At 71.5% G+C, this 15127-nt stretch carries 10 protein-coding genes; 3 read left to right on the top strand and 7 right to left on the bottom strand.

Features of this window, described 5'->3' with window-relative positions:
* Positions 1-9 precede the first annotated feature (9 nt).
* Together FHY02_RS18740 and mmsB are read left to right on the top strand one after the other, a co-directional pair.
* Entirely contained in the window at positions 10-786 is a 777-nt protein-coding gene (locus FHY02_RS18740) for an enoyl-CoA hydratase (RefSeq protein ID WP_183925092.1), read from the top strand.
* Between the two features lie 189 nt (positions 787-975).
* A complete protein-coding gene (gene mmsB / locus FHY02_RS18745) occupies positions 976-1854 on the top strand; it encodes a 3-hydroxyisobutyrate dehydrogenase (RefSeq protein WP_183925094.1) in 879 nt (292 codons plus the stop codon).
* Between the two features lie 159 nt (positions 1855-2013).
* On the opposite strand, the gene FHY02_RS18750 is transcribed toward mmsB, so the two are convergent.
* The 7 genes from FHY02_RS18750 to FHY02_RS18780 form a co-directional block, all read right to left on the bottom strand.
* Complete coding sequence (locus FHY02_RS18750; RefSeq protein WP_183925096.1) at positions 2014-4665, bottom strand: M1 family metallopeptidase; 2652 nt, start codon at positions 4663-4665, stop codon at positions 2014-2016.
* 236 nt (positions 4666-4901) lie between these two features.
* Positions 4902-5714 (bottom strand): tryptophan 2,3-dioxygenase, encoded by an 813-nt coding sequence (gene kynA, locus FHY02_RS18755; RefSeq protein WP_183925098.1) that lies wholly within the window; start codon positions 5712-5714, stop codon positions 4902-4904.
* Complete coding sequence (gene kynU, locus FHY02_RS18760; RefSeq protein WP_183925100.1) at positions 5714-6907, bottom strand: kynureninase; 1194 nt, start codon at positions 6905-6907, stop codon at positions 5714-5716. The genes kynA and kynU overlap by 1 nt, the downstream gene beginning before the upstream one ends.
* Before the next feature lie 500 nt (positions 6908-7407).
* Positions 7408-8952 (bottom strand): DHA2 family efflux MFS transporter permease subunit, encoded by a 1545-nt coding sequence (locus tag FHY02_RS18765; protein ID WP_183925102.1) that lies wholly within the window; start codon positions 8950-8952, stop codon positions 7408-7410.
* 111 nt (positions 8953-9063) lie between these two features.
* Positions 9064-10245, bottom strand: coding sequence for an efflux RND transporter periplasmic adaptor subunit (locus FHY02_RS18770; protein ID WP_183925104.1), 1182 nt, complete (start codon positions 10243-10245; stop codon positions 9064-9066).
* Positions 10242-11675, bottom strand: a complete 1434-nt coding sequence (locus FHY02_RS18775) for an efflux transporter outer membrane subunit (RefSeq protein ID WP_183925106.1) — start codon at positions 11673-11675, stop codon at positions 10242-10244. The genes FHY02_RS18770 and FHY02_RS18775 overlap by 4 nt, the downstream gene beginning before the upstream one ends.
* Positions 11663-12100 carry a MarR family winged helix-turn-helix transcriptional regulator gene (locus FHY02_RS18780; protein WP_183925108.1) on the bottom strand — a complete coding sequence of 146 codons (438 nt, stop codon included), beginning with the start codon at positions 12098-12100 and terminating at the stop codon, positions 11663-11665. The genes FHY02_RS18775 and FHY02_RS18780 overlap by 13 nt, the downstream gene beginning before the upstream one ends.
* Before the next feature lie 156 nt (positions 12101-12256).
* Between FHY02_RS18780 and FHY02_RS18785 the strand changes: the two genes are divergently transcribed.
* The gene (locus FHY02_RS18785; protein ID WP_183925110.1) at positions 12257-15127 is read left to right on the top strand and encodes a pitrilysin family protein; all 2871 of its coding nucleotides are present in this window, start codon (positions 12257-12259) and stop codon (positions 15125-15127) included.

Raw genomic sequence — 15127 nt, forward strand, 5'->3', positions numbered from 1 at the left:
GACCGACCGATGGCCGACTATGAGACGATCCTGGTCGAGCGACGCGGCGCGGTGACGCTGCTGACACTCAACCGGCCCAAGGCGCTCAACGCGCTCAACACGCAGGTGCTCGCTGAGCTGCTGCGCGCGCTCGCCGACTATGACGCCGACGCCGCGCAGCGCTGCGCCGTGCTCACCGGCAGCGAGCGCGCCTTCGCCGCCGGCGCCGACATCAAGGAGATGGCGGGGCAGGGCTTCGCCGACATGTACGCGGGCAATTTCTTCGCCGGCTACGAGCAGCTGACGCGCACGCGCAAGCCGCTGATCGCGGCGGTGGCGGGCTATGCGCTGGGCGGCGGCTGCGAGCTGGCGATGATGTGCGACGTCATCCTCGCGGCGGATAGCGCCAAATTCGGCCAGCCCGAGATCAAGCTCGGCGTGTCGCCGGGCATGGGCGGCTCGCAGCGGCTGGCACGCGCGGTGGGCAAGGCCAAGGCGATGGAGATGGTGCTCACCGGCCGGATGATCGACGCCGAGGAGGCCGAGCGCGCCGGGCTGGTCAGCCGGGTCGTGCCCGCCGCCGAGCTGCTCGACGAGGCGCTGCGCACCGCCGCGACGATCGCCGAGATGGCGCCGCTCGCCGCGATCGCGAACAAGGAGATGGTCAATGCCGCGTTCGAGACGACGCTGGCGCAGGGCGTCCAGTTCGAGCGCCGGCTGTTCCATGCGCTGTTCGGCACCGCCGACCAGAAAGAGGGGATGGCAGCGTTCGTGGAGAAGCGCGCCGGGCAGTGGAGCGGGCGGTGAGGCGGTGACGCGGCGTGTGATCTCTCTCCGTTCGTGCTGAGGAGTCGCTGAGCTCGTCCAAGCGGCGTCTCGAAGCATCCGGCGCCGCGGTCGTGCCAGCGCTTCGAGACGAGGCTTCGACGGGCTCAGCCTCTCCTCAGCGCGAACGAAGGAGGGGCGAGCGCTGTAAGGATAAAGAGGAGAGGCAACATGGCACGCGTCGCGTTCATCGGGCTGGGCAACATGGGCGGTGGGATGGCCGCCAACCTGGCGAAGCACGGCCATGACGTGCGCGCCTACGATCTCTCCGCCGAGGCGCTGGCGCGCGCCGAGGGCGCCGGCTGCCTCGCCGCGGAGAGCGCCGCGGCGGCGGTCGATGGCGCCGAGGCGGTCTTTACCATGCTGCCCGCGGGGCGCCACGTCGCGCAGGTCTATGACGAGATCCTGCCGCTGGTCGACGCCGCGGCGACCCTGATCGACTGCTCAACGATCGACGTCGCCACCGCGCGCGCCGTCGCCGAGCAGGCGCGCACGCGCGGGGTCGCCGCGGTCGACTCGCCGGTGTCGGGCGGGATCGCGGCGGCGACCGCGGGCACGCTCACCTTCATGGTCGGCGGTCCGGCGGAAGCGTTCGAGCGCGCGCGGCCGTTTCTCGAGTTGATGGGCAAGGCGGTGATCCACGCCGGGGCGAGCGGCACCGGCCAGGCCGCCAAGCTGTGCAACAACCTGATCCTCGGCGCGACGATGATCGCGACCTGCGAGGGGTTCGTGCTCGCCGAGCGGCTCGGGCTCGACCCGCAGGTGTTCTACGACATCGCTAGCAAGGCCACCGCGCAGAGCTGGTCGATGACGAGCTACTGCCCGGTACCGGGCGTCGGCCCGACCTCGCCCGCGGACAACGATTATCGCGGCGGCTTCGCGGGGGCGCTGATGCTCAAGGACTTGGAGTTGGCGATGGCCGCAGCGACAGACGGCGGCGCGACCCTGCCGCTCGGCGGCCACGCGCGCGACTTGTACCGTGCGTTCGGCGAGGGCGGGCATGGCGGGGAGGATTTCTCCGGCATCATCCGGATGCTGCGGGGGGCGTAGAGGCCATTATCCACAAAGGACAACGTCATCCCGGACTTGTTCCGGGATCCACTAAGCCGCACGCTCGACAGAGGTAATGCACGCGGAGCCGTGGACCCCGGAACAAGTCCGGGGTGACGTTTTGTGGAGTGGTACACGGTGCTTGCCCGGGCGATCCCCTCACCGCAGCGCCGCCTCCACCTCCGCGCGCTTGGCCGCGCGCAGCGCGACGCACTGGCGGATCGCGCCGAGCGCCTGGCTCAGCTCCAGCGCGCCGCCGCCAAGGGTCGCCAGCCGCGGGCGGAACAGCGCCTCGACCGCGGCGGCCTTGTCCGCGCTGCAATAGCCGCCGAACAGCGTCGGGATACGCGCGCGCGCGAACGCGGGCACCCCCGCGATCGCGCCGTCGAAGTCGCGCGTAAACAGCGCCAGCAGCGCGTCGCGCCCGAGCGGCTGGTAGGCGAGCCGCGTCATCAGCGTCAGCCGCTCGGTCGATTGCAGCGCCGGGTCGCGCGTCAGCTCGAGCGCGCGCGGCACCTCGGCCGCGCTGGTGGCGTGGCCCAGCGCGCGAACCGCGTGCGAGCGGAACAGCGGATCACCGCTCGTCGCCAGCGCGTCGCGCAGCCGATTCATGAAGGCCATGCCACGGTCCTCCACCGCGACCGCGAACGCCAGCTCGCGATAGGACGGGTCGATCGCCCGCGGCGTCGCCGCCAGCGCGCCCTCGGCCGCCTCGGCGAGCTGCGAACGGAGCGCCGCATCCCGCGCGGTCTGCGCGGCATAGTCGACGAGGTTCTGCCGCAGCAGCGCTTGCCCGGTCTCCTCGCCGGCATAGGCGCCGGGCGCGAAGGACACCGCGCCGAGCGCGCGCAGCCGCGGCAGCGACAGCTCGCTCGCGAGCCGGCGCAGCCCCGCGGTCGCGGCGGGCGACAGGTCGAGCTGCTCGACCTCGGCGATCGCCTGCGGCAGCTGCAGCGTCGCGCTGCGCTCGCGATGCGCGGCGAAGGCGCGCGCCCCCGCGATCACGCGCGCGAAGCTGGCATTGCCCGCGAGGAAGTCGGCCCACAGGCTGTCCGCCACCGCCATCGCCTCGCGCGCGGGCAGCGTGTCGGCGCCCCGCAGCAGCCCGGCCCAGCCGGCGTCGTCGAGGCTGTAGCGCCAATATCCCGCGCCGTCGGCGTTAGGCACCGCTAGGCCGCTGCCGCGCAGCGCGAGCGTGCCGGTCGCGCTGCCGAGCAGGGTGCAGCTGCGCGTCTTGCCCTGGCGCGCGCACACCGGCACCGTCCATGTCTGTGGCGCGGGCTGCGCGGCGACGCCGATCGGGCGATAGCGCTGCTGGCTTAGCTGCCACCGCCCGGCACCGTCGGCGCGGATGCGGATCACCGGCACGCCGGTCTGCGTCACGAAGCTGCGGAACACCGGGACGATGCCGGGATCGCCCGACCCGGTCGCCATCGACTCGAAGAAGTCGTCCGCGGCGGCGTTGCCGTAGCGGAAGCGATTCAGATGGAACTGCACGCCGCGGCGGAACTTCTCCGCGCCGAGATAGCGCTCCACCATGGTCAGCACCTGACCGCCCTTCTGATAGGTGATCGAATCGAAGGCGCTGGCGATCTGGTCGTTGCGCGTGATCTCCTGGCGGATCGGGCGGCCGACCGCGCGGCTGTCGGTGTCCATCGCCGCGAACGCCTCGGCGAGCTGGGCGACGTCGGTGCCGAGCCCGGGCTGCCAGATCTCGCCGACGCGATTGCCGGCCCATTCGGCGAAGCTCTCGTTGAGCCAGATGTCGGTCCACCATCTCGGCGTGACGAGGTCGCCGAACCATTGGTGCGCCAGCTCGTGCGCCACCACCGTACCGAAGCCGCGCCGCTGCGACGCGGGCGCGTCGGGGTCGAGCAGCAGCAACGTGTCGTTGTAGCTGACAAGACCGGCATTCTCCATCGCGCCGCTCATCACCGGGCCGGCGATCTGGTCGAGCTTCTCGTACGGATAGGGGATGCTGAAATATTGCTCATGCAGCGCGAGGATCTTCGGCCCCTCGGTGGCGGCGAGCCGGAGCCGCTCGGCCTGGCCCTTGGTGGCGATCGCGCGATACGGCAGCGCGGTCGTGCGCACCGCATTGGCGGGCGCGTCGCCGGGGACGACGTCGAACGGTCCCACCGCGATCGCGACGAGATAGGTCGGCAGCGGCTTGGAGGGGGCGAAGACGTGGCGGGTCAGCCCCGCGCCCGCGGGGGTGGCGGCGGTCTCGGGCGTGTTGGCGAAGACCTTCTGCCCGCTCGCCGCGGTGACGCTGAGCGTGAAGGGCGTCTTGAAGCCGGGCTCGTCGAAGCCCGGGAACATGCGCCGCGCGTCGATCGGCTCCATCTGCGTCCAGGCGTACCAGTCATCGCCGACCTTGGCGCGGTACAGCCCCTCGGCGCCGATCATGAACGGCGCGTCATAGTCGAAGGCGAGCGTGACGCGGCCGGCGGGGAGCGGCGTCGCGAAATCGAGCCGCGCCACCCCCGAGGCGTCGACCTGGGTGTAGCGCGCGGTGACGGTGCGGCCGTCGACGCGGGCGACGGCCGTGGCCACGGCGAGGCCGTTGCCGTGGAGGTAGAGCGAGGAAGCGGCACGCCGGAGCTCGGCGTCGACCTCGGCGTGGCCGGTGAAGCGCTCCCGCTCGGGGCGGACGGTCAGGTCGATGCGATAGGCGGTGGGGCGTGCGGTACCGGGGAGTTGGCCGAGCGGGACGGGGCCGGGAGCCGTAGTGATGGGATCGGGGACCTGCTGCGCCAGCGAGGGCGCGGCGAGGAAGAGGGCGGTGGAGGCGAGCAGGGAGAGTCTCATAGGCGCGACCTTCGTTTTAATTGCCGTCGGCGTAGGATGGAAACGACTGGAGCGCATCCCCCGCGACGGCGCTTGCCCGGTCTGCTCCTCAGCCCGCTCCTTTTACCACCCCGGCGAACGCCGGCGTCCATGCGGGAAGGCGGTCGTGGGTCTCACCGGCGTTCCCCAACTGGACCCCCTGGCGTTCGCCGGGGTGGAGAGGAGCCGGGGTGGTAGCAGAAGTGGCGAGGCACGCCTTACAGCCGCGTGCGCACCTGCCACAGCTCGGGGAACAGCTCGACCTCGAGCATCTTGCGCAGGTAGGAGACGCCCGCGGTGCCGCCCGTGCCGCGCTTGAGCCCGATCACGCGCTCCACCGTGGTGACGTGGTTGAAGCGCCAGCGCCGGAAATAATCCTCCAGGTCGACGAGCTTCTCCGCCAGTTCGTAGAGCGGCCAGTGCGTCTCGGGCGCGCAGTACACCTGTTCCCACGCGGCCTGTACCGCCTCGCCCGCGACATGCGGCGCGCGCCAGTCGCGCGCCGGGTCGGCGAGCAGCCCGGCGGCGTGGAGGCGGACCAGCGCGGCGTCGTAGATGCTCGGCGCGGCGAGGATCGCTTCCAGCCGCGTCAGCGTCGGGGCGCGGTGGCGGTGCGGCCCGAGCGTCGCCGAGACGCGGTTGCCGCACAGATATTCCACCGCGCGATACTGCCACGACTGGAACCCCGACGACTGGCCGAGCGCGTTCCGGAACGTGGTGTAGTCGGACGGCGTCATCGTGCGCAGCACGTCCCAGGCGCCGTTGAGCTGCTCCAGGATCCGCGCCACCCGTGCGAGCAGCTTGAACGCCTGCGGCAGGCGATCGGCCAGGATCGAGTCGCGCGCGCTCTCCAGCTCGTGCACCGCCAGCTTCATCCACAATTCGCTGGTCTGGTGCTGGATGATGAACAGCAGCTCGTCGTGCGCGTCGCTCAGCGGGTGCTGCGCGTCGAGCAGGCGGTCGAGCGCGAGATAATCGCCGTAGCTCATGCGCTCGGCGAAGTTCAGCTCGGCGTCGTGATGCTCGCCCATCACGTCACCGCGGCGCGGGCGTGATGCTCGGGGCGGTCCCAGGCGTCGGTGGCGAGGATGGCCGCGAGAGTGTCGACCGCGTGCACCACCTCCTCCTCACTAAGGTACAAAGGCGTGAAGCCGAAGCGGAGCAGGTCGGGCGCGCGCACGTCGCCGATCACGCCGCGCGCGATCAGCGCCTGCATCACCGCATAGGCGTTGGGGTGCGCGAAACTCACCTGGCTGCCCCGCGCGTGCGGGTCGCGCGGCGAGGCGAGCGCGAGCTGGGGGCAGCGCGCCTCCACCTCGGCGATGAAGCGCTGCGACAGGCGGATCGAGGCGGCGCGCACGTCGACCATGTCGACGCCGTCCCAGGCGTCGAGGGCGGCGTCGAGTACCGAGAGCGCGATCACCGGCGGCGTGCCGACGCGCATCCGCTCGACCCCCGGCGCGGGGGCGTAGTCGCGCTCGAACGCGAACGGCGCGCGATGGCCGAGCCAGCCGCTCAGGATCGGCCGGGCGGTCTCGGCGTGGCGCGGTGCGAGGTAGAGGAAGGCGGGGGCGCCGGGGCCGCCGTTGAGATATTTGTAGGTGCAGCCGACGGCGAAGTCGGCGTCGGCGCCGGCGACGTTAACCGGCAGCGCGCCCGCCGAATGCGCCAGGTCCCACAGCGCGATCGCGCCAGCGGCGTGGGCGCGGGCGGTGAGCGCGCGCATGTCGTGGAGGCGGCCGGTGCGATAGTCGACCTCGGTCAGCATCGTCACCGCGACGTCCTCGTCGACGGCGTCCGCCACCTCCTCGGGGGCGACGACGCGCAGTTCATGCCCCTGGCCGAGCGAGTCGAGCAGCGACTGCGCGATGTAGAGGTCGCTCGGGAAGTTGCCGCTGTCGCTCAGCACCACGCGGCGGTCGGGGCGCAGCGCGAGCGCGGCGGCGAGCGCCTGGAACAGCTTGATCGAGAGCGTGTCGCCGGTGATCACGCTGCCCGCGGGCGCGCCGACCAGCCGCGCGATGCGGTCGCCGACGCGCGTCGGCAGCGCCATCCACTCGCAGTCGTTCCAGCCGCGGATCAGCCGCTCGCCCCATTGCTCGCGGATCACCGCGGCGGCGCGCGCCTCGGCCGCGCGCGGCAGCGGGCCGAGCGAGTTGCCGTCGAGGTAGATCACGCCCGGCGGCAGATGGAACAGCGCGCGGGTGGCGGCGAAGTCGGTCATGTCCGCGTCTTAGCGCGTGGGGAGGGACGGGCCAATCGCGACAGGCTCAGCACCGCTCCGCTATCGCCATCGCTCCGTATCACCACCTCTCCGGGCCCGCTACCGCCCCGGCTGACGCCAGGGTCCAGTAGGGAGACGATGGTGGGCCACACGACCGCTTTCCCAACTGGACCTCGGCGTCCTCCGGGGTGGTGATGGCAAAGAGGGAGGGCCGATCTCAGCATGCCCCGCGCCCCATCAATGCCCGACGAAGGTAAGTCCTTCGCAGAACCTCCGTCATCCCGGACTTGGTCCGGGATCCACCGTGCCGCAAACTCACGGCGCATTACTCTCGCGGAAGCGTGGATCCCGGAACAAGTCCGGGATGACGGGAGATAGAGGAGCCTTGCGCGACTCTCACAGTTGTCACGCGACGGCCGGTGCACTGTCGGGCGACACTGGTGAGACTCACTCCCGCCCTCCCACCTGCGCCCCGGCCTCCGCCGGGGCACCTGCGCTCCTCAATCCGCCGCGACCGGCCCCGACGGCGCGCTCGGCCGGCGGCAGGTCCACACCAGCAGAATCAGCCCCGCCGCGAGCCACGCCGACAAGCGGAACAGGTCCACCGAGGCGAGCAGGTACGCCTGCCCCACCATCTGCCGCGTCACCGCGGCGGCGGCCTGCTGCGCGCTCATCCCCATGCGCTGCATCTGCTCGGCCGCCATCTGGTACGGCATATTGTTGCCGATCGCCTCCGCGAGCCGGCTCTGATGGAGCGCCTCGCGCCGGTCCCACGCGGTCGAGATCAGCGACGCGGCGAACCCGCCCGCGGTGATGCGGCAGAAGTTCGAGATGCCGGTCGCCGACGGCAGCCGCTGCGGCGGGATCTTGTCGAGCGAGATGGTCAGCATCGCCAGGAAGAAGGTGCTCATCGACACGCCCTGGACGAGCAGCGGCAGCACGAGATCGCCGAAGGTCGCCTGCGCGGTATAGCCCGATCGCATCCAGTAGCTGATCGCGAAGCCGCCGAACGCGACGGTGGCGATCACGCGCGCGTCGACCTTGCCCGACAGCCGCGCCACCAGCGGCGTCAGCGCCACCGCCACCACCCCGCTCGGTGCCGCCACCAGTCCGGCCCAGGTCGCGGTATAGCCCAGCTGGGTCTGCAGCCACAAAGGCAGGATCAGGATGTTGGCGAAGAACACCGCATAGCCGAGCGAGAAGCAGAGATTGCCGATCCAGAAGTTGCGGCGCGCGAACAAGGTCAGGTCCACCGTCGGGTTGGCGTCGGTCAACTCCCAGATCACCCAGGCGACGAAGGCGATCGCCGCGGTGAGCGTCAGCACCACAATCAGTGGGTCGTTGAACCAGTCGGCGTTCTTGCCGAGGTCGAGCATCACCTGGAGCGAGCCGACCCACAGCACCAGCAGCCCGAGCCCGACCGTGTCGATCGGCAGCTTCATCGTCGGCGTCTCGCGGCTGCGCAGGTTGAACCAGCACACCAGAGCGGTGACGACGCCGAAGGGCACGTTGATCAGGAAGATCCAGGACCAGTGATAATTGTCGGAGATGTAGCCGCCGAGGATCGGCCCCATGATCGGGGCAACCAGCGTGGTCATCGACCAGATGCCGAGCGCGGTGGAGCGCTTGTCGTGCGGGAAGATCGAGATCAGCAGCGCCTGGCTGCCCGGCATCATCGGCCCCGAGACGGCGCCCTGCAGCACGCGGAAGATGATGAGCGAGGGCAGGTCCCACGCCACGCCGCAGAGGAACGAGGCGATGGTGAACAGCACGACCGAGGTGCAGAACACCCGCACCACGCCGAAGCGCCGCATCAGCCAGCCGGTCAGCGGCACCGCGACGCCGTTGGCGACCGCGAAGGCGGTGACGACCCAGGTGCTATTGTCGCTCGACACGCCGAGGTTGCCCGCGATCGTCGGCAGCGAGACGTTGGCGATGGTGCTGTCCAGCACCATCATGAAGGTGCCGAGCGCCAGCGCGAAGGCGGTGACGCCGAGCTGGACGCCGGTGAGCGGCGCCTGCTCCTGCGGCGCGCCGCTAGCCATGACGTGGGCCTCTCAGCCGCGTTCCTGCGCACGCAGGGACCCAGAGCGGCGAGCGCCGGCGTGCGTGGCCCTGGGCATCTGCATGCGCAAGAGCACGGGAGGAGCCGCCGCTCACCGGTTCGCCGCCACGATGCGGCGGATCTCCGCCTCGACCTTGGGGTCGGTGCCGACGTTGGTGTCGCCGCGATAGGGTGCCGCCGCGGCCTGGGCGAGCCGCGCGCCGCGCTGGTCGGCGGTGTCGACGGTGGTCGTCACCGACAGGCCGACGCGGAGCGGGTTGGCGCGCAGCTCGCGGGGGTCGAGCGCGATCCGCACCGGCACGCGCTGGACGATCTTGATCCAGTTGCCGCTGGCGTTCTGCGGCGGCAGCAGCGCGAAGGCGTTGCCGCTGCCCGCGGCGAGCCCGATCACACGGCCGTGATAGACGATGTCGCCGCCATACATGTCGGCGGTGACCTTGACCGGCTGGCCGATGCGCAGGTCCTTGAGCTGGGTCTCGCGGAAATTGGCGTCGACCCACAGCCGGTCGAGCGGCACGATCGCCATCAGGGGCGTGCCCGCGTTGACCTGCTGGCCGACCTGGACGGTGCGCTGCGCCACCACGCCCGCGATCGGCGCGATCACGTGCATGTGCCCGCGCGCCACCGCGGCGCGGCGATAATTGGCGATCGCGGCCAGCACCGCGGGGCTGGTGTTGACGTCGGTGCCCTGGACGGTGCTCTGCGCCTGGCGGCGCTGCTCGCGCGCGAGCCGCAGGTTGGCGGTCGCCACCTTCACCGCGTCGGCGGCATGGCTCAGCTCCTCGCCCGAGATCGCGCCCTGCTGCGCGGCGCCGCGGCGGCGCGCGTAATCGTCGCGCGCGCGGTTGAGCTCGGCCTCGGCCTGGACGATCCCGGCATCAGACTGGCCCACGCGCGTGAAGTCGGCGCGCGTCGACCGCACCGCGCGCGCCAGCTCGGCGCCGGCCGCGGCGACGTTGACGTCGGCGGTGGTGGGGTCGAGATCGATCAGCGGCTGGCCCGCGGTGACCGACTGGGTGTTGTCGGCATAGAGCTGCGTCACCGTGCCGGGATCGCGCGCGGTGATCGCCACCACGTCGCCCGCGACATAGGCGTCGTCGGTCTCCTCCTCCGGCGGCGCGAAGAAGAAGTGCATGATTGCCCAGACGATCAGCACCACCAGCAGCACCGCGCCGAGGATCAGGAAGGCGCGGCGGCGCGTCTTCGGTTTGCCGGCGGGCGTGGGCGTCGGGGCGGGAGCGGGCGACGGCGTGGGAGCGGCGGTGTCGGTCATCGGGAGAGGTCCTGGGCGCCGGTGGCGGGAGAAGGGTTGGCGGGCGTCGGCAGCTCGAAGCCGCCACCGAGCGCGGTGGCGAGCTGCGCGCGCGCCGCGAGCGAGTCGATCGCGAGATTGGCGTCGGCCAGCTCGGCGTCGAGCAGGCGAATGTCGGTGTTGACCAGGTCGAGCCGGCTCGACAGCCCGCTCTGCACGCGGACGCCGTTGAGGCGGTTGGTCTCGGCCAGTCCCGTCACGACCTCGCGCTGGCGCACGCGCGCGGCGTCGGCGGCCTGGACGCGCGCGATTGCGTCGGCGGCGTCACGCGCGGCGGCGACCACCGACTCATTGTACTGAGCGGTGGCGACGTCGACCGCGGCGGTGGCGCCGCGCAGCTCGGCCGACCGCCGCCCGCTGTCGAACAGCGGCAGGTGGATCGCGGCGCCGCCTCCCGCGATCCCCGACGACAGATCGACGAAATTGCCGAAGCCGATCGCCTGCAGCCCGACCAAGGCCGAGAGGTTGATGTTGGGATAGAAGGCACGGCGCGCGACTTGGCGCTGCGCGGCGGCTGCGGCGATTCGCGCCTGTGCGGCAGCGACGTCTGGGCGGCGCGCGAGCAGGTCGGCGGGCAGCGTCGCCGGCACCGGCAGCGCCGCGTCGGCGGCGAGCCGAGTCGGCTGGAGCGCGCGGGCATAGTCGCCGCCGCGCCCCGCCAACGCGGCGAGCGCGTCGGCGGCGATAGCGCGCGCGCCTTGCGCCTGCACCAGCGCGAGCTGCGCCTGCGAGACGAGCGTCTGCGCCGCGGTGATGTCGATCCGGCTGGCGAGCCGGTTACGCTCGCGCACCTGAACGAGCCCAAGCGACTGCTGCCGCGTCGCGATGGTGCGCTGCGCGATCGCCGCCTGGCGCTCGGCGCGCGCGAGCTCGACATAGCTCTGCACGACTGCGCCGGCGAGCATCAGCCGGGCGGCCGCGCGGTCATATTCGGCGGCCTGGAGCTGCGCCGCCGCGCCGGCGATCGCGGCCTTCTGCCGGCCGAACAGGTCGAGGTTCCAGTTGAGCCCGGCCTGGCCGGTGCCGAGCGCGCGCACCGTGCCGGCGAAGGGCGGGGGGATGATATAGTTGCTCGACAGACGCTGGCCCTGAACGTTGACGTCGAGCGCGGCGTCGGGGCGCAGCTCGGCGTCCTGCCGCGCCAGCGCCGCCTCGGCCTGGCGCACGCGGGCCGCCGCGGCGTCGAGCGAGGGATTGCCCGCGAGCGCGTCGGCGACGAGCCGGTCGAGCTGCGGGTCGCCAATCGCGCTCCACCAGTCGGGCGCGAGCGCGACCGATGGGCCGGCGAGCGCGAGGTCGGGCGCGGTCTTGGCGACGGTGACCGGTGGCGAGCCGGGGACCGCGCAGGCGCTGGCGAGCAGCGCGGCGGCGAGCGGGATCAGTCGGCGCATGCGTCGGTCTCCTCCAGCGTCTGGCGCAGCTTGCGCAGCTGAGCGAGGAACTGCTCGACCTCCGCGGTGCTCCAGTCGGCGAGATGGCGGTTCCAGCACTCGATCGCCTTGTCGCGGCAGCGCATCGCGGCGTCCCGCCCGGCGTCGGTCAGCGACAGGTTGACGACGCGGCGGTCGTCCTCGCTGCGCGCGCGCTCGACCAGCCCGCGCGCCTCGAGCACGTCGATCAGCCGGGTCATCGCGCCTTTGTCGTAGGTGAGGTCACGCGCCAGCGAGGCGCAGGTCGCGTCCGAGTCGAGGTGGATGGTGAGCAGCGTCGACCATTGCGACGCGGTCAGCTCCTCCTCGGCGAAGATCCGATCGAGCAGCGCCAGGTTGAGCTGGTTGCACCGCTTGATCAGATAACCCGCAGACCCGTCCGGCATGAAGTTATCACGGTTGTAGAACGACATTCCGTTGCCTTAGCAACCATTGCCAGTGCAGTCAATAATTGTATCTCCCTGTTGCTGGGCGCGACGCTTGCGGGCGGTCGCCGGCCCGCTATGGTCGCCGCCGTCACCATCCCGCGGGAGCATCATCCGTTGACCTATCGTGCGTTCCTGGCGGCCGGCGCGGCGCTGGCGGTCCTCTCTGCTCCCGCTCACGCCCAGGCGCCCGCCGTCCGCTCTGCCGCGCCACTGCCCGCCGCGGCCCCCGTGTCCGAGCTCGTCAAGGCGATCGACATTCCCTACCAGCAGTTCACGCTCAAGAACGGGCTGCGCGTGATCGTCCACACCGATCGCAAGGCGCCGATCGTCGCGGTCAGCGTCTGGTATGACGTCGGCTCGAAGCACGAGCCGCAGGGCAAGACCGGCTTCGCGCATCTGTTCGAGCATCTGATGTTCAACGGCAGCGAGAATGCCCCCGGCGACTTCTTCGAGCCGCTCCAGCAGGTCGGCGCGACCGACTTCAACGGCACCACCTATTTCGACCGCACCAATTACTTCGAGACGGTGCCGACCGCCGCGCTCGACCGCGCGCTGTTCCTCGAGTCGGACCGGATGGGCTATCTCACCGGCGCGATCACCCAAAGCGTGCTCGACGAGCAGCGCGGCGTCGTCCAGAACGAGAAGCGCCAGGGCGACAACCAACCCTATGGCCTGCTACGCTACAAGGCGACCGAGGGGCTGTTCCCGGCGAGCCACCCGTACGGCCACACCACCATCGGCTCGATGGCCGACCTTGACGCCGCCAGCCTCGCCGACGTCAAGGAGTGGTTCCGCAGCCATTACGGCCCGAACAATGCGGTGCTGGTGCTCGCCGGCGACGTCGACCTCGCCACCGCGCGCGCCAAGGTGGAGAAATATTTCGGCGCGATTGCGGCGGGGCCGAAGAGCGTCGCGCCGCCCGCGCCGGTGCCCTCGTCGCTGCCGGGCAAGGCGAGTGAGATCATGAAGGACCGCGTCGCCGCCACGCTGGTGATGAAGGAATGGGCGGTTCCCGGCCTCAACGACCGCGACGCGCCCGCGCTGGAGGTCGCCGCCGGCGTGCTCGGCGGGCTGGCGAGCTCGCGCTTCGACAATGTGCTGGTCAAGGGCGAGAAGCTCGCGGTGCAGGCGTCGGCGGAATATGAGAGCTTCGCGCAGGTCGGCACCTTCCAGCTGATCGCCATGGTCCGGCCCGGCGTCGACGCGGCGCAGGTGCAGGCGCGGATGGACCAGCTCGTCGCCGACTTCATCAAGACCGGCCCCAGCGCGGACGAGGTCGCGCGCTACGTCACCAGCACGGTGTCGTCGCGGATCGGCGGGCTCGAGGCGGTCGGCGGGTTCGGCGGCAAGGCGGTGGCGCTGGCCGAGGGCGCGCTCTATTCGGACGATCCCGGCTTCTACAAGAAGCAGCTCGCCGCGCTCGCCGCGCAGACTCCCGCGAGCGTCCGCGCCGCCGCGGCCAAGTGGCTCACGCGCCCGGCCTATTCGCTCCAGATCGTCAACGGCCAGCGCGACGCTTATGCCGAGAGCAAGGTGCCGCCGCCCGCGCCGGTCAAGGAGGCGCCCGAGCAGCCGCCCAAGGGCACGCGCGGGCCGCTCCCCGACGTCGGCCCGATCGGCGCGCTCAGCTTCCCCAGGGTGGAGCGCGCGCGACTGTCGAACGGTATCGAGCTGGTCTACGCGCAGCGTACCGCGGTGCCGGTCACCCAGGCGGTGCTCAGCTTCGACGCGGGCGTGGCCGCGGACGTCGCCGACAAGCTCGGCACGCAGCAGCTGACGCTGGCGATGATGGACGAGGGCACGCGCGCGCTCGACTCGATCCAGATCGCGGAGGCGCGCGAGCGGCTCGGCGCGTCGATCTCGAGCGGCAGCAGCGCCGACCGCACGTCGCTCGGGCTGCGCGTGCCGAGCGCCAACCTCGACGCGGGCGCCGCGCTGTGGGCGAGCATCGCGCGCGAGCCCTCCTTCGCCGAGGCCGAGCTGGGGCGCGTCAAGACGCAGCAGCTCACCGCGATCGCGCAGGAGCTGACCAGCCCCAACGGACTGGCGCGGCGCGTGCTGCCCAAGCTGGTATCGCCGGGCTCGCCTTATGCCAAGGCGCAGGGCTCGGGCGATCCCGCGGCGGTCGCGTCGCTCACCCGCGCCGACCTGCTCGCCTTTCGCCAGGCCTGGCTGCGTCCCGACAAGGCGAAGATCTTCGTCGTCTCGGATCGCCCGCTCGCCGAGGTGCAGCGCGTGATGGAGGCGCGGTTCGGGGACTGGCGCGCCGACGGCGCCGCGGGCACCAAGACCTTCCCGGCGCGCGTCACCTCGGTCAGCCCGCGCATCGTCGTGATCGATCGCCCAGACAGCCCGCAGTCGCTGATCGCGGGCGGCGTGCAGACCGGGCTCAAGGGCACCGACGAGCTGCTGCCGGTCGAGGTCGGCAACGACGCGCTCGGCGGCAGCTTCCTCGGCCGGCTCAACATGGACCTGCGCGAGAGCAAGCATTGGTCCTACGGCGTCGGCGGCAACTTCAGCCGCAACGCCTTCGCCGCGCCCTATGTCGTCTCGGCGCCGGTGCAGGCCGACCAGACGGGCCCGGCGATCGCGGCGCTGCGCGGCGACATCGCGCACTATCTGACGTCGCAGCCGATGACGCAGGCCGAGTTCGAGCGCGCGATCAACGGCGGCACGCGCTCGCTCTCGGGCGAGTTCGAGACGTCGGACAACGTGCTCGACGCGATGCAGTCGAACGACCTGTATCGCCGGCCCGACGATTATTACGCGACGCTCCCGCAGAAGTACCGTGCGCTGACGCTGCCGCAGGTGACCGCTGCGACCAAGGCCGCGATCGACCCGTCGCGCTTCGTCTGGGTGGTCGTGGGCGAGGCGGCCAAGGTGAAGCCGCAGCTTGACTCCTTGGGGTTGCCGGTGGAGGTCATGGCGGCATCCGCGGTCGCGGGCACGCCGCCCGCGGCAACGCCTGCCGCCGCTACGAAGTGA

The sequence above is a fragment of the Sphingomonas sp. BK069 genome (genome assembly GCF_014193405.1).
Lineage (GTDB): Bacteria > Pseudomonadota > Alphaproteobacteria > Sphingomonadales > Sphingomonadaceae > Sphingomonas.

What these genes read in the sequence shown, in the direction of transcription:
- FHY02_RS18750 (WP_183925096.1), bottom strand. Translation starts at nt 4,665, where the DNA reads ATGAGACTCTCCCTGCTCGCCTCCACCGCCCTCTTCCTCGCCGCGCCC.
- FHY02_RS18775 (WP_183925106.1), bottom strand. Translation starts at nt 11,675, where the DNA reads ATGCGCCGACTGATCCCGCTCGCCGCCGCGCTGCTCGCCAGCGCCTGC.
- FHY02_RS18765 (WP_183925102.1), bottom strand. Translation starts at nt 8,952, where the DNA reads ATGGCTAGCGGCGCGCCGCAGGAGCAGGCGCCGCTCACCGGCGTCCAG.
- mmsB (WP_183925094.1), top strand. Translation starts at nt 976, where the DNA reads ATGGCACGCGTCGCGTTCATCGGGCTGGGCAACATGGGCGGTGGGATG.
- FHY02_RS18740 (WP_183925092.1), top strand. Translation starts at nt 10, where the DNA reads ATGGCCGACTATGAGACGATCCTGGTCGAGCGACGCGGCGCGGTGACG.
- FHY02_RS18780 (WP_183925108.1), bottom strand. Translation starts at nt 12,100, where the DNA reads ATGCCGGACGGGTCTGCGGGTTATCTGATCAAGCGGTGCAACCAGCTC.
- FHY02_RS18770 (WP_183925104.1), bottom strand. Translation starts at nt 10,245, where the DNA reads ATGACCGACACCGCCGCTCCCACGCCGTCGCCCGCTCCCGCCCCGACG.
- kynA (WP_183925098.1), bottom strand. Translation starts at nt 5,714, where the DNA reads ATGGGCGAGCATCACGACGCCGAGCTGAACTTCGCCGAGCGCATGAGC.
- kynU (WP_183925100.1), bottom strand. Translation starts at nt 6,907, where the DNA reads ATGACCGACTTCGCCGCCACCCGCGCGCTGTTCCATCTGCCGCCGGGC.